Origin of the sequence: Paenibacillus sp. J5C2022 (assembly GCF_025567625.1) — a bacterium.
In the GTDB taxonomy this organism is placed as follows: domain Bacteria; phylum Bacillota; class Bacilli; order Paenibacillales; family Paenibacillaceae; genus Pristimantibacillus.
In genome coordinates, this window is the sequence record NZ_JAOQJC010000018.1 from 83,026 (window position 1) to 104,777 (window position 21,752).

The following is a 21,752-nucleotide window of genomic DNA, read 5'->3' on the forward strand; positions in this document are numbered from 1 at the left end:
CGACACTTCATCCCATTCTTAGCGCTTCTCTATGCTCACGTAGAGAATGGAATGCTTCGGCGCGCGCAGCACCAGCTCCCCCGATCCTACCGTTCCGCTCTCCGCCGCCTCGAAGCTCCTCTCGGCATCGATTCGATAGATCGTGAACCGGTCCTCCGGCACGACGCCCTCTCCTGCGATATTCACCGTATACTCCGCTTCCTCCTCGCGGAAGTGGCTAATCAGCACGGCGATATCGCCATTGCCGCCTCTGCCGGCCAGACAGGATGCCCCGTCGCTTGCCTTCCCAATCGTACACGCCAGCCTGACGTCATGTCTTAGCAGCTTATCGAAAGCATGGAAGGCGTAGAAGCTCTTCTGCGGTACGCCGTAATAGTCGAACAGGCCGCAAAATAATGCCGTCGGCTGCGCGTCGTAATAATTGGCATAATCGACAGGCAGATCCTGAAGCAGGGACAGCACATGTGCAGCGAAGGATGCCCCCTCTTCGCTCTTCTGCCTGTCGAACACATCCTTGCGCAGCCATTCGTTCCCCTTCTTCCAGATCGTGCCGAAATCACCGGTGAAGTAATTCCACTCGTTGAAGTGGCTTTCCGTCCCGGTATAGCCGTATTGGTCCAGCAGCCCGCGCACATGCCGGGCATGACGTGCAATGACCTGCGGATCTGCCGTGTACGTATGCCAGGAGAAGAAGTCCAGCGGCGCTTCCGTACGCCTGCAGTGGGCCAGGAACTCCGGCACGAATTCTCTGGCCGGTCCGGCAGCAGCAGGTCCGCCTACCTTCAGAGAGGGATCGAACGCCTTGATCGCCTTGGCTGCCGTCTCATAAAGCTCGTAATACTGCTCATGGGTACCCGACCACATGCGCACGCTATAGTCCGGCTCGTTCCAGATTTCCCAGTAGTCAATGCCGTAATGGAAGCCGTCCGCCCAGCCGTGGTTGTAATGACGGATAATGCCGATACAGATCTGGGCCCACTTCGCATAGTCGGAAGGCGGATGGACGAAGTACTTCTTCTCCGTATGCTCGATGCTTTCCCCGAGCCGATACAGAATCTTGGCTCCCGTCGCCGCGACCGTGCGCATATATTCATCCGTCTGGGTGAAATGATAGCTTGCCGGATCGGCGGGGTCCTTGTCGAAGTCCGGGAAGATAATATGCATATCCACTTCGCGCGGATGAGGCCAGTTCGGATCATGGAGCCGAACGAGGGGCACTCCCATATCCACATAATAATCTGTCACATCTACTAACGAGCCGTAAGTAACGGGACCGTTGTTAACACCGTGAACCGGCTTGAACAGACCGATCGCCCGATCGGCATGAATAGTCACTTCCATTATCAGCACTCCTCCATTGTCTGATTATCCTTTTCCTTGCTTGTCCCGATATTCCTGCGGCGTGACGCCATATGTCTTCTTGAATACCTTGATGAAATACGCCGTGTTCAGATAACCGATCTGGCCTGCAATCTCATACACTCTGTAATCCTTGTTGTCCAACAATTGAACCGCCCGCTCCATGCGCAAGCGAGACAGATAATCCTTCAGCCCTTCACCGGTAATCATCTTATATATTTTGGAGAGATACACGGGATGCATACCGACATGATCCGCAAGCGTCTGGAGCGACACATCCTCCGCCAGATGCACATGAATATACTCTTGAATTTGTTCAATAAGCGACTCCCTGGCATCCTGTATTTCGTCGCTATTCGCAACCGAAAGCCTGCGACATACCTCGAACGCCCAGTTTTTGAGCATAGGCACCGATTGCACTAGCTCCGTCGATTGATAGAAGGAGATATCCTCCTCGCACTGCAGCGCCTGAGCGGCCGTCTGTCCGTTCGAGTGAGCGTAATGATAGCAGGCCGATAGCAGCGTATGATAGATCTCGGACAGAAAGTCCGCATGAAGCTCGCCGCTGTTATGCGCTGCCTCGGCGTCTGCAAAGATGCCTCGCAGCTTCTCTCTCGCATCCTCCCATAAGCCCGCCGAGAACAGATGGGAGATGGAGGGAGGAGAATGCAAGACGGAAGCCGTCCTTACGACGGATACCGCTTCCGCGCCTGCCGTCAGCAGCAGACCGGCATCCGATCCGACTCTTCTTCTCAGCGTCTGAACCGCCCGCTCGTATGTATCAGGCAAGTCATAAGGGAAGGCTTCGCATGTCCCATATACGACGGAGATATTCACATGCAAGTAATGATGCACCAGATGCTGCCATTGGCTCAGCAGCCGGGAGACGGAATCCGCATGACTCCCCCCGTTCCCAGGGTTTCTCGGTTTTATGACCATCACTTGATAGCCGTGAACATCCTTGCAGCTCCATAGCTCGCAGGTCGAACCCATTACCTCTTCCGCGATGTTGATGACCGAATATTCCATCAGCGCCAGATGCCGGCCGGAATAAGCCGGACGCTCCATCCTTACCACCGCAGGGTAGGCGCTATCCCCATCATGGTAGGGCAGCTCCAGCAGCTGCAGCTTGCCCGCCGCATCCTTGGTGGATATGCGGCCCTCCAGCAAGTTGCGCAGCAGATCGGAACGAAGCGTCGGCAGATGCTGGCGAATATACTGCATCGTTGATTGCTGAGAGGAGATATCCGTCCACTCCTTCCGCATCGCCTGCGTCAGTTGGCGGATCGACTGCATCAACGTCTCGTCGCGAACCGGCTTCAGCAAGTAATCCGCCGCATCCAGCTTCAACGCTTGTTGCGCATATTCGAATTCGGCATGACCGGTAAGCAGGATGAACTTCACGCGGCTGGAATACGTCCTAATCGCCTGCATGAGCTGAATGCCGTCCATCCCCGGCATGCGAATATCCGTCAGCACGATGTCCACATACTGCCGCTCCACGATCGCCAGCGCTTCCCTGGCGGAATAAGCGCACAGCGCCTCCTCGATATCCAGCTCGCGCCAAGGCATCGTCTGGAAGATGGCATTGACGACCGACGGTTCATCGTCCACGATTAGAATTCGGAACATGCGGTATCCTCCTTCACGAGAAATGTTAGCGTTACGACCGTGCCTCCGTCGGGGTTCCGCGCCACACTCAGGCCCGATTCCCCTCCGAACATCAGCTTGATTCGCTGATTGACATTCCACAGGCCGAACGATACGTTGTCGGGATTGTCCGCACTGTCGAGACGCGACTGCAGCTCGCGGAGCTCGCTCTCTCCGATTCCTACGCCGTCGTCCGAGACGATAATCCGACAGACATGCGCGTCTTGCTCCCCGACGATGGAAATAAGAGCGTGCCCATCCTTCGGTTCAATGCCGTGAATAACCGAATTCTCGATAACGGGCTGCAGGATCAGCCGCGGAATCTCCAGTCCTGTCATGGATTCCGGAATGTCCATCCGGTAGGAGAAACGATTGGTCCGCAAATTTTGAATTTCCAAATAGTTGACGATGACATCCAGCTCATCCTGCAGCTTTGTCGTTCCCTTGCCGAGACGAGTCGTGTACCGGAAGTATTCGCCGAGATTCAGCGCCATGGCGACCACGGCTTCCTCTTCACCGAGACGGGCCTGATTTTTGATGAAGAACAGGCAATTGTACAGGAAGTGGGGATTAATCTGCGACTGCAGTTGCTTCAGCAGCGCCTCCCTGGAACGAATGCGTTCCTCGTACACCCTCTCCAGCAAGGTCTGGATCTCTTCGGCCATCTCATTGAATCGGCGGAACAGGAAGGCGAACTCTCCGGAGCCCTCCATCCGGATACGGGAGGCGTAGTTGCCCCGCTTGATTCCTTGTATGTTCCTGATTAATTCACGTATGGGCACTTGAAGCTGGCGGTATAAAATATGTGCGGCAACTATGCTCAGAATCAGAAGCGCAGCTGTGAACGTGTAGAACAGGTGACGCGCTTTCGTCACGGGCGACAGCATCTGATCGACCGGAATGGAATCGACAAGGTACCAATCGAGACCGTATAACCGCTGATAGGTAGCGACATAATGCTGACCGGACAGCTCTACGGACAAGTTGCTCTGTCCCTCGTCCAGCTCGATGGAGTCCAGATAAGCCCGCACATCGGCCGCATAATCCGCATCAATCGTATGGTTGCCGATCAAGCCGGACTGTGGGCTGTAGAGCAGCGGATCGCCCTGCCCGTCCGCCTTGTATTGATCCAGCATGCTCCGCAGGTCTTCCGTACCCATAGCGGTCTTGATAATCAGGCGCGCGGAAGCCGGATCTTCGTAGGCATCGCTCGGAGCGACGGCGTGCCAGACGAAGGTTCCCTGATCCTCCGATGCGCCTGTATCGTACTGCCAACCCTTCTTGATCCCGCCGATCAATTCCGCATCCTCGAAGCCGAACGTGTTGCTGGTCGTGGAGATGACTTCGTGCGTCAATCTTGAATACACGGTAATGTCCGTCCACCAGCCCGTAATGCCCGACTGCAGGGATATCTGCTCCAGAATGCTTCGCTTCAGCTTCTGCCGGTCATAAGGGTCTCCCGACAGCTGCTTGTACTCCAGCTCCCGTATTTCGGGATCGTTGGCCAGCATGATGGAATTAATGGAGATCCCATTGAATTTCTCCTCCAGCTGGTTTTTCAGGAACATGAGCTTGTTCAGATTGGCCGTCTCAATCTCCCGCTTGATGACGTCCACCGTAATCCGGTTGTAGACGGAGAAGAACACCATCATCAGCACCAGCAAGCCAATAACGAGAATAAGCACTTTCGAGAAGCTGTTCAGCTTCAGATTCATAGCTTTCATAGCGTCATCACGCGCCCTGTATCGGAGTTGTGTTTACGTGTTTGATCGTAACATAGCCCGCCATTTTGCACTATGGCTACAGTGCGCGTCCCTGCTCGTTTCCTGCTTTGATTCGCACGCCTATTGCGTGACGCTCTTATACCATTCGTTGACTTCCTTCGTAATCCGCTCCCCACCTTGCGCATTCCACTTCTCCACGAATGCGTCGAACGCTTCGACCGGTTCGTTGCCGAATATTATTTTGCTGTACGTCTCCATTTCAAGCTTTTGCAGATAATCCCACTTGCTCTCCATCGTAGCGGTAGCCCCGCCGGTAAAGGCGTTCTTGACGGAGAATTGACGGGAATTCCAGACGTCCGTTGCGGATTGCAGCTCGATCGGCGGTACGAAGCCTCCCCAGATTTTCTCGTACGGCGTTTCCGGCTTGCCGGACTCCGCAATCTTCACAAGCGCCTGCACGTTCTGGGAAGGAATGCGCGGTCCCTGATCCAGCAGCCCGTAGAAAAATACACGTACGCCGCCTCCCGGAATTTCGCTCAGATCGTACGTCACCTCTCCGTCCACGATATCCCAGTCGTATCCCTGCGCCCAGCCGTTCTCGAATTCGCTTCCCACCTTCGGATCGGCGGCATGATCGAACATGTAATTGGCATACGTAAAGAAAATCTCCGGATTGCTCATATCCTTGTTGATGAACAAGCCGCCATTGTAGGGATGTCTGCCGTAATGCATGCTCGTTCCGTCCGGTCCGATCGGCAGCGTGAATGTGATCAGCTCCGCGTCGGGATTGTTCTTGTTCAGATCGCCCATTGGCCATGCCTCGGACCAATAAGGCCCCGCGAAGCTGCCCGCGCTGCCTGCCGACATGAACGAGCCCGCCTTGGATGCGTCCCAGATGCTCGACTCCAACGGAATATACCCCTTCTGTACCCAGTCCTTCAGCTTCTGCAGCCCCTCCTTGATCTGGGGAAGAACGGAGCCGTAAGCGAGGCTGCCGTCCTCTTGCTCCAACCAGAAGCTTGGCATGGAGCCGTAAGCTCCGAATACCCAGCCGAGTCCGAAGGAATCGCCGTAAAAGTTCTTCAATCCCGTGGACACGCCGTACGTATTGTCCTGACCGTCGCCGTCGGGATCGCCATTCGTGAAGGCGTCCAGCAGCTTCTCATAATCCTCCAGGTTCGCAGGAGGCTCCAGTGCCAGCTTCGTCATCCAATCGCCGCGCACCCACAGCACCGGATCGTTATTGTAATCGTAGTCCAGATTCGGTATGCCGTAGCGCTTGCCGTCTCTCGTAAATTCGTACCAGACAGTAGGATCTTCATTCATCGCTTTCTTCCACGTATCGCTGGCATACTTATCGAACAGTTCCCCGACCTCCATGAACTTGCCGGAATCGATCAGCAGCTGCGCTTCCGCTCCGCTTGCGAACAGCACATCCGGCATTTTCTCGTTCGAGGACAGCGCCAGCTTCAGCTTCGTCGCATATGCGCCATTCGTATCCTTCACCGACCACAGATTTTTAATTTCGATGCCCAGCTTCTCTTTGGCCCAGCGGTAGTGGACATTGTCGTCCGCCGTCTCGCCGTTTTTGAATTCAACCGCTCCTGCAAGGCGTTTCACAGTCGTAATCGTGACTGGCGGATCGTATTTGCCATCCTTCATCGGCAGCCCTTCTTCACTACCGGGTCCGGCTTGGCCCGAATCGGCGCCAGCCGTTTTAGACGGCGGCTGGTCCCCTTTTCCGTTGCCCTGACTTTCATTTTTGCCTGTACAGCCCATCAGCGTTGCGGCAACCGTAACCATTGCAAGCGCCAACAACATGCTTCTGCGAGTAACGCGCGTCATTTCCCTTCCTCCAATCGGCTGAGTGTGTTCCAACTTCACTATTAATCCTACTCGTGTTTTGTACGGAGAGAAATAACCGATTATTAACTACGAAATACGCTTTTATTAATATTCACTTCACTTCTTCATAGGAACTTAACATGACATCGAGGAGTTAATAAAACGGTATTTCATGTTAACGATGAGTTATATAGAGGAAAAAAACAACCTGCTACAATGGAGAGGAAATCGACGAAAAGGATGGATTGCCTATGGAACCGCAAGTAGAATCAAGCATTAAACGAAGGTTTCCGCGAATCGCCTGGCCGTTCCATGCCATGCTCTTGCCAGCGGTCATTCTCGCTATTCTGTTCAATTATCTTCCCATGTTCGGCGTCGTCATGTCCTTCCAGCACTTCAAGCCGTGGACCGGATTCCTGCATTCCGAATGGGCGGGGCTGGAGCACTTCCGGGCAATCTTCGAACGGGATGACAGCCGGCAGGTTATCTGGAATACATTCATTATCGCATCGTTGAAGATCGTGTTCATTATTGTCGTGCCGGTCACGTTCGCTCTGCTCCTGAACGAAGTGCGCAAGCTGGCACTTAAACGCACAGTGCAGACGCTCGTCTACTTGCCCCACTTTCTGTCATGGGTCATTCTGGGAGGCATTCTGGTCGATCTGCTCTCCCCGCAATCCGGACTTGTTAACCGCATATTGCAGGGCTGGTTCGGGCTTGATCCCGTCTTCTTCCTGGGTGACGGGGACTGGTTCCGGTTCACAGCTGTAGTCAGCCATATATGGAAGGAGTTCGGATACGGCGCCATCATCTATCTGGCCGCCCTCGGCAGCATCAATCCCAATCTGTACGAGGCGGCGGAGGTCGATGGTGCAAGCCGCTGGCAGCAGACGCTCTTCGTAACCCTGCCTGCCCTGGTGCCGATCATTATGGTGTGCACGACGCTGGAGCTGAGCAACATTCTAAGCGCCGGCTTCGATCAGATCTTCAATCTGTACAACCCCATGGTATACAGCAAGGGGGATATTATCGATACGTTCGTCTATCGGGTCGGCATACTGGATCAGCAGATGAGCTTCTCGGCAGCTGTCGGGCTGTTCAAGTCCGTCGTCAGCCTGATTCTCGTCGTCGCCGTCTATTCCATCGCTTACCGAGCCGCTAACTACCGAATCTTCTAGGAGGCAAGCTATGTATTACAAAACAAGACCCTACCGCCTGTTCAGCGTATTGAACTCCTTCATACTTCTGTTCATTGCCGTCCTGTGCATGCTGCCGCTGTGGCACACGCTAGCTGTATCCTTGAGCGGAAGAGCGCCGGCCAACGCCAATCTTGTCATGCTGCTGCCAATAGATTTAACTTTGGACGCTTACCGGAAAACATTGGCCAATCCCGATTTTCTGCAGTCGCTTGGCATCGCGTTTCAACGAACGATTGTCGGAACGTTATTCGGCATGATCGTCATCTTTCTGGCAGCGTATCCGTTATCGAAAACGAAAAGCGCATTCAGCTCCAGATCGTTCTACTCCTGGTTTTTCATTATCATTCTGCTGTTCAACGGAGGACTGGTACCCACCTATATCGTCGTACAGAAGCTGGGCCTCATGAACTCCCTATGGGCGCTGATCCTGCCATCCACAGTCAACGTATGGCTGCTCATTCTGATGATGAGCTTCTTCCGGGGCGTACCGCGGGAGCTGGAAGAAGCGGCGCTCATCGACGGAGCCGGACAATTCCGGATTCTGCTGACCATCTTCCTGCCGATCTCGATGCCGGCCGTTGCCACCCTGTCGCTCTTCACGATGGTCTTCCATTGGAATTCATGGTTCGACGGACTCATCTACATGACGAGAGCGGAGCGGTATCCGCTATCCACCTTCCTCCAGACTATCCTGGTTCAGATCGACACCTCCCAGCTCGGCACCGCGAGCCGGGATCTGGAGAACATCTCGAACAAAACGGTGAAAGCCGCGCAAATCTTTATCGGCGCCTTGCCGATTCTGGCTGTCTACCCGTTCCTGCAAAAATACTTCGTCAAAGGGATGGTGCTGGGCGCGATCAAGGAATGAAGCAAGAAAAGCCGCTTCCGGCGGGTATCCTGAAGAGCGCTCTCTTCAATGCCCCGGAAGCGGCTTTTTCGGCTGCATTCTAAACCATTATGCAAGAACGATGATTTCCTGGCATGCATTCTATTTCACGCCAAGCTCCTGAGCACGCCGCTTGTAAATATCGAACACCTTCAATTCATGCAGCGAGCCCATCACTTCCTTCATGCTTCTCATCTTGAACTTCTTCAATATTTTGTTCACTTGCGTACGAATGGTCACTTCCTCTACGTATCTGGATTTGGCGATTTCTTTGTACGTTGCGCCTTCATAGACGGAGGTGAGAATGGCAAATTCGGAATCCGTCAGTCTCGACATAATGTTGAGCGTATAAATTAAACTGTTTTTTTCATTTTGCAGCTTGGAGAACTCGCCCAATATCTTCTCCGCGATTTCCGGTCTCATATACAGCCGGTCACGGTGAGCGCTGCGAATCGAATTCAATATGTCGGCGATTGAGCTCGTCTTCACGATATAATCGACCGCGCCGGCCCCGTATGCTTGGAAGAGCACATCATCCTCTTCGTGAATAGTCAGCACGATAATCTTCACTTCCGGCCACTCCGCCTTGATGCGCCCAATCGCATCAATACCTGCCAGCGGCGTCTCCATCTCGATGTCCATCAGGACGACATCCGGACTGCCCTCGCGAACGACTTCGACCGCTTCTTCACCGCTTCCCGCCATTGCGATCACTTCAATGTCCGTCTCTCTATCCAGTATCATTCTGAAATAATTGCGAATGTCCTCGATATCGTCAGCCACAACGATGCGAATGCTATCCAATGGCTTCCTCCTCCCTTCTTGCGGCGATCGGCAGCATAATCTCGAATGAAGTGTACTTCCCCCTCTCGCTCTCCACCGTAATGAAGCCCAGATGCGCTTCGATTACGCGATAAACGTACGAGAGCCCCACCCCCCAGTTTTCATGCCTGGATTTCGTAGAGTACAATGGCGTAAAAATCCGCTTCTTCTCTTTTTTGCCTATCCCGATGCCATTATCCACAATTTTCACAAACACCCACTCCTGCTCCGCAGCGACCTCCACAAAGATGTAACCGTTTTCCCTTTTGGCTGCCTGAATGGCTTCGGCGGCGTTAGTGAACAGATTGACCAGCGCTTCGATCAGCTGATACTGATCCGCATAGGCATGGGCGCCTCTTGCCCGATATCGCTTTCGAATGTCGATCTCGCCGGGAACGCCCGACTTCTCCAGCGCCAGCTCCACGCACTCTGCGACGTTCACCTTAATCGGTCTCACTTTAATTTCCCGCAACGAATCCAGTACTTTGGCGGTATGGTTAAGCGAGCTCAATCCGATTTGCTGAAGCCGTTTGACCGCATTCAGCCCCTCCTCGCTGCCATAGCCAATCTCGGCTTGCTCCGCCAATATTTTCACCGTGAACATCGTATTTTTGAAGGAATGGAATACACCCCTCAGATTGGCGTTCAAATTGCTGACGTTGCGATTGATGTGAAGCCGCGTGAAGAAGCTCGTCGCATCGATTCCCCTGAACTTGATCAGAATGACAATCATCGCTTGTACGGCGAGCAGCATGACAACAGGCATTACATGAAAGTAATAAGCCGGTATATCAAGCCGGGAAGGAAAAATAAGCACCTCCGGCATGCTTGCCGACATATAAAACTGCTTGAACGGCCCGACGGCAAAGACGGATATAAACAACAGGTTCAGAAGTCCCATGGTGACAGCCAGCGAAATGGTCTGCTTCTGCTTTAATGAAATATTCGTTCTGGCAATATGCTTGCATAATAGAAATATCGGAAAGAACAAATACAACAGCATCCACAAGATATGAAAGGAATCCATTCCGTACAGCAGCAGGGTCAAATCGCGAGCGCCATAGTAGGAGTCCGTCATCCATTGGTAGGCGACAAAACGCGTATCCGGACTATAGCAGATGACATAAAAGAACGGAGGTATAGCAAGCATGCTATACCTCAACCATCCCTTCCATCGCTTGGAAGACCGATAGGAATCGAATATGAAGGTGGACACAAACTGAGGAATGCTGAACAAATAAATGGCTGAGCCCCAGTTTTGCAATCTATACGTATCATAATAATTCATATTCAAGGAGCTTAAATACAAATACAGCTTGTAATCCAGAAAGAACAGCATGCTTTCCGGGTATTTGTAAGTCCCTCCTTTGACCACGTTCATAATCATGCCAAGAAAGACCATGTTGAGGCCTGCCACCATCAATACGAGCAGCCAGGCGTACCTGTTCCTATAGCTGCGAATCATCAAAAAAAACGAGAACAACGTCAAGAGCAATATCGTATAGACCATAGCAACACCCCTATTATCGCCACTATACGACTACTTTAGCAGCAAACGGAAGCTCTGTCATCCGCCTAACTCATAATTCCTGCTTCAACAGCTCTACCAGTCCCTCCAGCGATTGTACACTTCCGCTGTCGATCCTCTTGCCATCTTGTCTGTAAATACATTGCATATATCTGTCCAATTGCAAAGCCGCCGCTTCAGAATCTCCTTGCTCGCTGAAGTACCGGGCGTCCTCCAGTTTCCTCGTCAGCGATGCAACGATGCCATGAGCTCCGGGCCCTTGGACAAATTCGCCGGTCAGCCGCTCCAGCGTCTCGAATGAAGGCTCGACCTCCGACAGGGAATGGATACTTTGCGGAGGCAAGGTAATCGACATGCCGTCTGCATCCGTGCTTGATACAAGACCTTCCACCTGATGCCGCAGGGATTCGTCGCTCATAATCGCCAGAAAGTTCCGATCGCCTGCCTTCAGCGATATGGTATGGCTCTCCGACTCCGAGCGGTTAATCAATATCACTTCCAGTTGGCCATCCGGCTTCTGGAATGCCAGCGTATACACATCTCCCCCGTAAGACCTTGAAGGAAGCGATTCCAGAAGGACGGAGCCCGGTTCTATCCGGTTATAGAAGTGCTTCAATACATCGTACGTGGGATGCCATGTCTTGTTCAGTTCGTCATATAGGACGAGAATGCCTCCCGGCGATGCGGAATAGGAGAAGTAGAGTAGCAGGTTAGCGCCGCCATATACAAGCGTATCATGCATCGCGACCGCATTCTGAATCGCATGATGCCAAGTCTCTTTCCCCTCCAGATTAATATGCGATTCATTCTCCTGCTCGCCAACGTGAATTCTTACCTGGTGCTGCTCGGCGAGATCGGCGAATGCGTTCAGTCCCTTCACAGTTCGGTCGTAAGCATGGTAGGCCAGCACATCATATACGCCGGGCAGAGCGGACTCCAGCGTTTCCTTGGCGTACTTAACGGATGTATAATTGCCCGGGCTCGTCTCTGCCGCAATATATTCAGCGTCATACTGATTCGCTTCCAGCACCTGCTTCAGCTTGGCTGTAATACTGGAATAACGCGACGGGGTCATGCCGTAAATATACGTTCCGGATACGACATCCTCGCTCAAATACTTGTAGTTCGGTTCGTTGGCTACGGAAATGTAGTCGAAGGTGACGCCGTAATGCTCGCGTGCGTATAAGAAGTACGCAGCCAGACTCTCTACATATTCGTCATCCATTCCGGCCGGCAGCTCCATCTTCTCATTGCTCCAATCGTAATCGTACGGCTTGCCTGCCATCCAGTTCGGGAATCGCCACGGGCTGAAGGATAGCTTGAGGCCGCGGTTCTCCAGCTCCTGCAGCGCCAGAAATTCCTCGTGCATGTCTCCCTGATCGCCGCTCGCGATTGCGCTCCAGTCGAATGTATGAGCATCGTTGTTGTCATTCTCTCGTTCTAGCAAATACCAATAATTGCGAACCCGGATATGCGTCGTATGCAATTCGGTCAACATCTTATCGTAATAGTCAGGATCATCGGCGGCGAATTGCCGCATCCACAGCGTATAGAGATTGCCGCCCCATCCCTCTATCGTCTGGCCTTGCTTATCGGGATCGATTGCAATGCTGCCCTCTTCGCTGAATACTTCAAGCTCCAGCACGCGTGCATCCGTAGCGATGGGATTGACGGAAGGTCCCGTTATAACCATTCTCAGCTTTGTCGTCTCGACCGGCGAGAAGATGACGTCATTGTATTCACCGGCATAGCCGTCCTGCCTGTTGCCGCTGACGGATTCCACCGTCTGCCATTCGCCGTCCAGCCATACTTGTATATCGAAGGCTGCAATCTGCCAATCCGGCACATTCATATTCCCGCTCCACACCTTTACATGAGCCACCGTCACGCTGCCGGGCCATTCAAGCTCATACCAGTGTGGACCGCCGAATGCCGATACCCATCTGCTGTCATTGCTGTCGCGTATGCCGTCAATGGCTTTCTCGGGACCGAAGTCCCCAAGCGAAGATACCGAGCTGGCTGAAGCTGTTGCCTGAGGCGCAATATTGACCGATGCGGCATACGCCCGATGCTCCAATCCCGCACCTGGGCTGAATACACCGGCAAGCAATGCAAGCATACTGAGAATAGCGACCATTCTTTTGACCATATGACATTCTCCTCCTAACAATGAAATGCAATTCGTCTACCCTTTAATGGCTCCGCTTGTCATTCCCGCGATGAAATAGCGATTGAGGAACAAATATACGGCCAGCATCGGAATAATGGATATCATCGTGCCCGCAAGCATTAGATTCCATGAGCTGGCCGCCTCGCCCGTGCTCTTGAGCGCGACGACGCCTACCGTTAACGTACTCTGCTTCGGATTCGATATGGTGAACACCATGGGCATTAGATACTCGTTCCATGCTTGCCTGAAGGTAATAAGGCCGATTGTCGCAATAATCGGCTTTAACAGCGGCAGGATCACGTTCCAGAATGTACGGAAGAAGCTGCAGCCGTCAATCTTGGCCGCTTCATCGATTTCATACGGAATGGAATTGACGAAGCTGCGAACAAGGAATACATTGGCGATATGGAGGCCGAATATTTGAATAATAATGACACCCCACAACGACGTATGGATATGGAACAGCTTCGCGATCTCCAACTGGGGATACAAGGTCACGCTGCCCAGCGACAGGAACATCGTGCTGGTGAAGATACCGAAGATGAGCTTCTTGCCGTGAAACCTTCCTCTTGCGAATACAAAGCCGGCCATTGTGGAATTGAACAGTACGCCAACGACAATGAAGAAGGTGAAGTACATGCTGTTCCATGTATAACGCTTGAAATCGGCCAACACCCATGCCTGCTTGAAGTTGTCAAGCGTGAATGAACGGGGCAGCAGATTGGAGCCGGAAGCTAGCAGCTCTTGATTGGATTTGAACGATGCGAAAAAAACATATAATAATGGAAAAACAGTAAACAGGAGTACTGCAAGCAAAAAGAGATATATCGCCGCCTTGCCGGCGGCATCGATCCATCTTCTGTCCAACGAAATCCCGCCTTCAATAAACTTTATTCATACGCCTGGTCAACAGCAGATAGATGACGGTAATGATGCCGATAATGACAGCGGTAACCAGACCAAGGCTTGAGGCATAGCCAATCTGCGCGACAGAAGAGCCTTCGCCATATTTGAAGAAATACTTGAATATATACGTCATGACAACTTCCGTCTGTCCTGCAGGCTGACCGTTCGTCAATACGAGCACCAGATCCGTCATTTTCAAGCTGCCTATAATCGCAAGCATGAGAACGACCTGCATAACCGGTGCCAGCATGGGAATGGTAATGTGCCAGAACTGCTGTCCTCTGCTGGCGCCGTCTATCTCGGCCGACTCGTACAGATCGGCAGGAATATTCAGCAGTCCCGACAGCAAGAACAATAAATTAATGCCGAAGTTTTGCCATATGGAAGCAATTGCGATAACCGTTAGAGCCAGCCACTTGTTCCCGAACCAGTTCACAGGCTCGTCAATCCAATTCCAATCGAACAGCATGTTGTTCACAATGCCTTCGAAGGTCGCAAACATAAAGTAGAAGAGAAGTCCGATGATCGCCACACTCACGACATTGGGCATAAAAAACATCGTGCGAAAGAAGTGGCGCCCACGTATTTTCCCATGCAATAGAACAGCTAGAGCAAGCGCCAGCGGGATTTCCACCGCCAGCTTGCCGAAGGATAGAATAAACGTATTCAGCATGCTGTCCCAAAAATTCGGATCTCTCGTGAACAGCCGTACAAAATTATCAAAGCCGACGAACTTGGCGTCGATACCGTCATAATCAAACCATGCCCAACGAAAAATCCAGAAAATCGGGTAAATGGCAAATACGAAAAAACCGATTAATTGCGGAGACAGCATCAAATAAGCTTGAAAAGCATCCTTGCGAAACATCGATCGTCACACCTTCTTCCCTTCTGAGACAAGGGGCCGATTGGATCTATAGTTCGCCCGGCCCCCCGTACTTGCTATTGCACCCGGATTGAAAAGCTTTCGTTAATGAACGGTTCCAAATCAAGCGTTCCGTCGTTTACCCCCTGCTGGAGCGCACGGTTGTAGCGTTCATCAAGATCGGCAAAGCCATCCTCAAGCGTAGTCACGCCTGCCCATATTTTCATGAGTACCTGTTTGTAATCGTCACCTTCGATTTTGACGGATGGCGTCGTCAGCGTCTGATACGAGTTGGATATATCGGCGAACTCTGCCCACCCTTTTTTCTCCGGCTGCTTTGTCGCCTTCTTCACAATGCTGTCCTTGTACGGAATAAACTTCGATTCCTCGTAAAGCTTGACAAGCACTTCGTCGGAATTAAACCATCGGTACACTTCCATAACCTTCTCCAGATTGTTCTTGCCTGCCGATTTGGATATGTGCGTCCAACCGGATGCCTGCGTGAACTCCTTGTACTTCGATGCGGGATCGGAGACGGGAATTGCCGCTACGCCCCAGTCCATCTTGGCCGGGAACTGATCGTTCAATACGCCGACATCCCAGGAAGCGCCGAATTTCATGCCGATTCTTCCTTCTGCGAATTGCGCTCTGGCAGGATCATTGTCCAGTCCTTCCGCACCGGGGAAGTAGCTTTTGTCCTGCTTGATCTGCAGCAGCCACTCCATCGCCGGTTGAAAGGCGGAGAAGTTGAATTGGCCCGACTTGTAGTCGAATATCTCATGTCCAATTGAAGAAACGAATGGCATCAGAAGCTCCATATCGAAATAGCCGGACCATTTCATCGGAAGCGCGATTCCGTATTGCTTCTCCTTGGGATTCGTCAACTTCTTGGCATACTCCGCAACTTCCTCCCATGTGGCAGGCGGCTTCGCCTCTCCGTTCGCATCCACAATTCCCGCTTCTTTGAACATTTCTTTGTTGTAGAGAAGCTTGAACGTATTTACATAAGAAGGCACCAGATACGTTTTGCCGTCATAAGAGAAGCTGGGATTGTCCAGCAGACCTTCATACTGCGCCAGAAACTCCTTCCCGCCCGGCATGTCGTCAATGGCAAGCAGCGCTCCCTTCTTGACATTGTCGCCGAGTGATCCGACCGCCTTGAACAGATCCGGCGTCTGATCGGATGCTATGGCGACCTCCAGCAATTTGACATAGTCTCCGCCGTGCACGGTATATTCAATATGAATCCCTTTTTCCTTGCCGATCGTTTGGTTGAACTCATCCACCATTTGCGTCACCACTTCTTTCGAGTGGCCGCTGTTCGTCCATACTTTGACCGTCTCCATCTTGACGTCCGAATCGTTGCCGCCTTCCGCCGCCTCGTTAACAGCACCTTCCGAGCAAGCAGTAAGCGTTATCATAATTAATAAAACGATGATCATGAACATACTCTTTCCATTTCGCTTCAGCATGCGTTCTCCCCCTGTCGTGTTAGCTTTCACGACTTATTATAACTGTGACAAGCATCATGCAATAAGTACGATTATTTATCAACATTTGTTTAAAAAAAGCGTCCCTTCGACGCCGGATGTTGGTTATTTTTCAAACAATCCAAAAAGAGCCGTGCTTCCTGGTAAGGAATTTCGGCTCTTCTTCTCTTTTTCTTAACAACTTGTGTTCCTTACCTGTCATAAAGTCATGCCTGCAGGCAAGGATAGGCTGCTATGGCCATTCTCATACGCAAAGTCGATCACGCCTGCCGGGGTCCGGAACGATAATTTCAGTGCCGACAGGGATTCCGGCAGTTGCGGGCTGAACTTCACTTTCTTCCATCCGGGCTCAGCCGGCTTTATCCCGATAATGTCTTCGATCAGCACAGGAATAGGGGCGCTGGCCCAGGGATGGCACAAGCTCGTATTCCACTTTAAATCCTTCGACCAGGCTTCGAAGCACGCAGTTGCCCCCTCCTTAACCATCGTGCCCCATGAATGAAGCTCTTCGGAGTGGATCAGTTGATAAATCAACTCGAACTCACCCGCTTCCGCCAACGCTTTCAATACGAAGTAAGCCATGTATACGCCGCAGCTAAGCCCCTTGGCGCGAATCAGCTCAATCACTGGCCGTTGTTCCTCTTCCGGCACAAGCCGGAACAGCAGCGGAAGAGCGTTGGCATGCAGTGAGCAATGCTCCGATCCTTCGGCATCGGCAAATAATCCGGTGGCTGGTTGATAGAAAGCATGGCGATAAGCTTCTTTGAAGTATTCCAGATGCGAACTGTCCTCGCCGTACAAGATCGATCTGATCTCGGCCACTGCTTTCATCGCGCCGTAATAGAAAGCATTGATGACGTTATGACAGCCTTCAGCAGGCCGGTCAACCTCGAAATCATAGCCGTCACGCAAATTTTTCGGCCAATCGACCAGGTTCCACTTGTCCGCTACATTTGCCAGCAGCCCGTCTTGTCTCTCGTACTTTTGAAAATGCGATATAATCCTCTCCGCAACGGGCAGCATGTCTTCAAGGAAATCCCGGTCTCCGCTATGCCAATAATAGCGAAGCAACTGCATAGGCCATTGCAAAGAATAGTCGGCGATTTCTTGCATGAGATGTCCCGGGGCGACCGCCATCATGCCGGGACATACTCTGGAAGATAATAATGCGAAATCCATCAGTGATTTTCGAAAGAGCCGCAGGTCTCCCGATAAATAGGTATGGGCATGTGTAATGATCGTGTTATCCCCTAAATATTGGCCTTTCTCCCTGGAGGGACAATCCACATAGTTTTCTTGAGAGCCGTACTTCACTCCGTTCTTGCATATATTCCAGATATTATCCAACAATTCGCTGGACGATTCGAACGAGCAGGCCGCTTCATCGAAAGGATAATGACGAACAATGGCAGCCATAGACGATTGGTCCACGATCACGCCCGGTTCAGCTATGATCTCTACATATCTGAATGCTTTATAATCAAATAATTCGAGAGTTTCATTCGTTCCCCCCGCCAACGTCCACGTGTCCTTATATTTGCAATTGCACCGCATATCATACCGTACGCGACCGTCATCCGTTAATTCTTCGCCGCACAGGATTTCAATCGTCTGTCCATGCTTCCCTGCAGCCCTTAACTGGAATTGTCCCGTTATCTCTTGACCGAAATCGATAAAATAGGCGTTATCCCCCAAAGCTTGAACAACTTCCGGTTGTTGCTCATACACCGATAAGGGTGGAGTCGGCTGCAAAAATAGTTTGTGATCATCGGCCCTGTGCTCCAAGACCGGCTTCCAGTCCGAATCGTTGTATCCCGCAACGCGCCATCCCTCTTGTTTGCAGAGATGATTCACATTCTCCAAATATTGCGTGTTATATCCGATCACTTCACCCGTGCCGTACTCTCGGGTCTCCGTATACTTCCATGTACGGTCCGTCGCTTCTATGACCTTGCCGTCCAACGCCAATTCGGCGATGAGACCTTGTCTGTAGTCTCCGCTGTTGTAGGCTCTGTTGATTAAGCCCATATAATAGACATGCACCGCGATCACATTACGGCCTTGCCGCAAATAAGGCGCGATCGAGTAGCGATTATAGTAATAGTGAAAATAATTGCCTTGCGCGGGACCTTGGCCTACGAATCGATTATTGATGTACAGCTTGTAATAATCATCTGCGGTAATGTCCAGAATGGCGTCCGAGAACGGCCCGTCGATCTCGAATTCCTTCCGCGCCAGCATATGACGGTTTTTAAGATCTTCGCGATGCTCGATCGGATGGGTGAGCTCCTTTTCTTTATGAAACATATCCAGCGGCGATACGTTGCCAAAGTCCTCGTCTGTTATCCATTTCGCAGTCCAGCGCTTATCCATAAATCACCTCTGAATGATTAATTGCGTGCGGGCGATATCATCATGCTAGACCCGGCACGATAGCACCCGCACTGCTCAACTTATGCTTGAGCTTATCCGATGAAACGTCCCGCACGGATATCTTCTCTTCAGCGGCCAGAGCCGCCGCCATGCCCGCCGCCTGTCCCGTTGCCATGCAGGAGGCTTGAACGCGGTACGCGGAGTTTGTGAAACCAATTGATGTTATTCGCCCCCTGTACCTGTTCTCGCTTTGCATCTCCCCATGACTGTAAGCCTTTTCATTATACTTGATTGTTCCATCTGAAGGAATGGTCCATCCTTTACCGGATAGGCGATTCTTTCTTGCAAGCCTTACAACCATTGACAGCCCTACGCCGACTGGTCATAATGGAAGCAAGAATCGCCTGAGGAAGCACCTCTGAAGATACGGGACACCTGTGTGTTTCTTCTTCAGGGGTGCTATTCATATTGAGGGGGATGTTGATCGGTATGAATCGAAACAAAAACGATAAAGATGCAAATCTGTCTAAAAAAAAGGATAAGATCCGGGAACAGCCGGTCACTTACGAGATGTATGCCGAGCTGCCGGACGACGGGCAACGATATGAGATTTTCGACGGGGTATTGGAGCTGATGTCTCCGGGGCCTTCGCCAAGACATCAAGATGTAAGTAGAGAACTGGAATTTATATTGATGCAGAGCTGCAGAGCGGATTACCTTATCTATCATGCACCTATCGATGTCATATTAAGCGACAGCAATGTCGTGCAGCCCGATGTGCTATTGATTCATCGCAGCCGTCTGCATATTGTCACGAGGCGGGGAATAGAGGGGGCTCCTGATCTTGTCGTGGAAATCGTCTCGCCCGGCTCGCGCAGCAGGGATCGCATCACGAAACTCGGGCTTTACGCCCGCCATGGCATTCCCGAATATTGGGTTATCGACTCCGATTCACTCACACTGGAGCAATACAAGCTAATCGATGGCGGGCAATATGAGCTTATTAACCTGTTCGAAGGAGACGATCGGGTATATTCGGACAAGCTGCCGTACGTCTCTTTCTCCGTAAGTGAGATTTTCCGGGAAGTTCGTGCTTGAGCCTGCGGGAGCACTAGTTGCCCCGGCAGGTCCCCATTATTAAACCTTAAAGCGCCCAACTCCTTCTCCCAGTTGAACGGCAAGCTCACTAAGCTGCCGAGATGCAGTGGACACTTCTTCTACAGAAGCTAACTGCTCTTGAGACGAAGCGGCAATTTGTTCCGCGTTGGAGGCGGATATCTGTGCAGTGTGCTCCAGTTCCTCCAACGATGCCGCAATCTCCTCGCTGCCGGCTGACATTTGCTGAGAAGCCGCGGAAACCTCCTGGATCTGACCCGATACTTGCTTTATCGAATTCAAGATGTCGTGGAACGATTCACCGGAGGCATTCGCCAGCTTCGTCCCCTCCCGCGCTACTTCCGACGATGCGTTCAACGATTCCGCAACGGCTTGAGAACGCATGCCAATCTCACGCAAGAATAACGTCACTTCCTCTGAAGAAGATTTGGACCGCTCTGCAAGCTTTCGGATTTCATGCGCGACCACCGCAAAGCCATTGCCATGCTCGCCTGCTTTCGCCGCTTCGATCGCTGCATTGAGAGCCAACAAATTCGTCTGATTCGCCACTTCCCCTATATAGGCCAAAATCTCGTTGATACGGCTGCTGTAATTATTCAATTCATGCATGTCTCCTGCAGCGCTGTCGACCCGTTCCTCGATCATGCCGATCTGCTTCACCGTAAGACCGATAACCTCCGCGCCTGCATTGGCCAGACTCGACGTATCCGCCGCCAAGTCGGCTACTACCGAAGACGATTCCGCAATACGCTGGATGCCGACGGCCATTTCCGTCATAGCGCGCTGGCATTCGCTTGAACTGACAAGCTGGGACTCCGCGCTGACAGCGACCTGGGAGATCGCCTGCACAATTTCTTTGGTTGCCAATTCGGTCTGGCTCGCTGTTCCCTTCAAATGCTGCGACGAGTTGGACACTTCTCCGGATGAGCGGCTAATCTGCATGACAAGCTGACGGAGATTGGAGACCATCTCGTTAAATGCCGTCCCGGCTTGTCCTACCTCATTGGCATTGGTAACAGGGACGCTAACCGTTAAATCTCCTCCTGCGGCTTCCTTCGCCCGCTCCGCGAGCAGTCTGAGCGGCTTCAACGTCGTACGCAGCAGCAGCACAGTAATAAGGATACTTAACAATAGGGCGATCGCGCTTATACCGACCGTCCTCCATACCAACGACTTTAGACGCTCACTCACAAAATGATAGTCATAGTCGATGCCGTATACGGCGACAACTTTGCCTTCCGCATCGGTAATGGGTGCCAAATAAGTAAGCCACTCCCCATATGCATCGGCAAACACATCGGTCAAGCCGGCTTCTCCTGCTATCGCTTTTTCATAAGCTTTGCTGAAACTGCCATGATCCTCATACTCGCTTCCGGCCACAATGTCCAACGACTCCATCGAATCGCTCGCTTGCAAATACCGGAAATAGTTAAGCTCTCCCTCCTGTCTGAACACTGGGAGCAGATAATAAGCGTTCGCAACCAGATAATCATCTGTCGTGCCGCTCAACAATCGCTTTAGAATAGCCATTTGTTCTTCCGGCGGCTCTTGTCCCGCTTCCATAACCGGGGCCGTTTTCTCTGCCAGCACCAGATTGGCTTGGGCGACGTCCCGCAGCTTGTTGCCAACGTCATTGAATTTACGGTAAATTTCATCCACTGAGGATTGATACATCATCGTAGAAATGACGCTTACCAGTACAATAAATAGCAAGGATAATACGATTGAACAGTTTACGACGAGGCTCTGTCTTTTAAACCATCTTGTCAAATTCCCCACACCTCTCATTATGCATAATGAAGATCAAGCTATATTGGAG

General features: G+C 51.8%; 16 protein-coding genes. 3 read left to right on the forward strand and 13 right to left on the reverse strand.

The window, feature by feature from the left end:
• Window positions 1-18 precede the first annotated feature (18 nt).
• From M6D81_RS16030 to M6D81_RS16045, 4 genes are all read right to left on the reverse strand, one after another.
• Window positions 19-1,341: a GH39 family glycosyl hydrolase gene (locus M6D81_RS16030; RefSeq protein ID WP_262677924.1), complete on the reverse strand. Its 1,323-nt coding sequence runs from the start codon at window positions 1,339-1,341 to the stop codon at window positions 19-21.
• Between the two features lie 24 nt (window positions 1,342-1,365).
• Window positions 1,366-2,991 carry a response regulator gene (locus M6D81_RS16035; protein ID WP_262677925.1) on the reverse strand — a complete coding sequence of 542 codons (1,626 nt, stop codon included), beginning with the start codon at window positions 2,989-2,991 and terminating at the stop codon, window positions 1,366-1,368.
• Window positions 2,976-4,733, reverse strand: coding sequence for a sensor histidine kinase (locus M6D81_RS16040; protein ID WP_262677926.1), 1,758 nt, complete (start codon window positions 4,731-4,733; stop codon window positions 2,976-2,978). The genes M6D81_RS16035 and M6D81_RS16040 overlap by 16 nt, the downstream gene beginning before the upstream one ends.
• Before the next feature lie 120 nt (window positions 4,734-4,853).
• Entirely contained in the window at window positions 4,854-6,578 is a 1,725-nt protein-coding gene (locus M6D81_RS16045; protein ID WP_262677927.1) for an extracellular solute-binding protein, read from the reverse strand.
• A 251-nt stretch (window positions 6,579-6,829) separates the two neighbouring features.
• On the opposite strand from M6D81_RS16045, the gene M6D81_RS16050 reads away from it, so the two are divergent.
• Together M6D81_RS16050 and M6D81_RS16055 are read left to right on the forward strand one after the other, a co-directional pair.
• On the forward strand, window positions 6,830-7,756 hold the full coding sequence (locus tag M6D81_RS16050) for an ABC transporter permease (RefSeq protein WP_262677928.1): 927 nt from the start codon (window positions 6,830-6,832) through the stop codon (window positions 7,754-7,756).
• Between the two features lie 10 nt (window positions 7,757-7,766).
• Window positions 7,767-8,645, forward strand: a complete 879-nt coding sequence (locus M6D81_RS16055) for a carbohydrate ABC transporter permease (protein ID WP_262677929.1) — start codon at window positions 7,767-7,769, stop codon at window positions 8,643-8,645.
• Window positions 8,646-8,765: 120 nt separating this feature from the next.
• Here M6D81_RS16055 and M6D81_RS16060 read toward each other — a convergent pair whose 3' ends face one another.
• The 8 genes from M6D81_RS16060 to M6D81_RS31835 form a co-directional block, all read right to left on the reverse strand.
• Window positions 8,766-9,467, reverse strand: a complete 702-nt coding sequence (locus M6D81_RS16060; protein ID WP_262677930.1) for a response regulator transcription factor — start codon at window positions 9,465-9,467, stop codon at window positions 8,766-8,768.
• Entirely contained in the window at window positions 9,460-10,995 is a 1,536-nt protein-coding gene (locus M6D81_RS16065) for a sensor histidine kinase (protein WP_262677931.1), read from the reverse strand. Before M6D81_RS16065 ends, M6D81_RS16060 begins: the two co-directional genes overlap by 8 nt.
• A 70-nt stretch (window positions 10,996-11,065) precedes the next feature.
• The gene (locus tag M6D81_RS16070) at window positions 11,066-13,162 is read right to left on the reverse strand and encodes a galactose-binding domain-containing protein (protein ID WP_262677932.1); all 2,097 of its coding nucleotides are present in this window, start codon (window positions 13,160-13,162) and stop codon (window positions 11,066-11,068) included.
• 36 nt (window positions 13,163-13,198) lie between these two features.
• Window positions 13,199-14,050 carry a carbohydrate ABC transporter permease gene (locus tag M6D81_RS16075; protein ID WP_262677933.1) on the reverse strand — a complete coding sequence of 284 codons (852 nt, stop codon included), beginning with the start codon at window positions 14,048-14,050 and terminating at the stop codon, window positions 13,199-13,201.
• Window positions 14,051-14,063: 13 nt separating this feature from the next.
• Entirely contained in the window at window positions 14,064-14,957 is an 894-nt protein-coding gene (locus tag M6D81_RS16080; RefSeq protein ID WP_262677934.1) for a carbohydrate ABC transporter permease, read from the reverse strand.
• Window positions 14,958-15,031: 74 nt separating this feature from the next.
• Entirely contained in the window at window positions 15,032-16,426 is a 1,395-nt protein-coding gene (locus M6D81_RS16085) for an ABC transporter substrate-binding protein (RefSeq protein WP_262677935.1), read from the reverse strand.
• Window positions 16,427-16,642: 216 nt separating this feature from the next.
• The gene (locus tag M6D81_RS16090; protein WP_262677936.1) at window positions 16,643-18,817 is read right to left on the reverse strand and encodes a family 78 glycoside hydrolase catalytic domain; all 2,175 of its coding nucleotides are present in this window, start codon (window positions 18,815-18,817) and stop codon (window positions 16,643-16,645) included.
• Between the two features lie 40 nt (window positions 18,818-18,857).
• Complete coding sequence (locus M6D81_RS31835) at window positions 18,858-19,178, reverse strand: FAD-dependent oxidoreductase (protein ID WP_410795748.1); 321 nt, start codon at window positions 19,176-19,178, stop codon at window positions 18,858-18,860.
• A 128-nt stretch (window positions 19,179-19,306) separates the two neighbouring features.
• Between M6D81_RS31835 and M6D81_RS16095 the strand changes: the two genes are divergently transcribed.
• Window positions 19,307-19,915 (forward strand): Uma2 family endonuclease, encoded by a 609-nt coding sequence (locus M6D81_RS16095; protein ID WP_262677937.1) that lies wholly within the window; start codon window positions 19,307-19,309, stop codon window positions 19,913-19,915.
• A 39-nt stretch (window positions 19,916-19,954) separates the two neighbouring features.
• Here M6D81_RS16095 and M6D81_RS16100 read toward each other — a convergent pair whose 3' ends face one another.
• A complete protein-coding gene (locus M6D81_RS16100) occupies window positions 19,955-21,703 on the reverse strand; it encodes a methyl-accepting chemotaxis protein (RefSeq protein WP_262677938.1) in 1,749 nt (582 codons plus the stop codon).
• Between the last annotated feature and the right edge of the window lie 49 nt (window positions 21,704-21,752).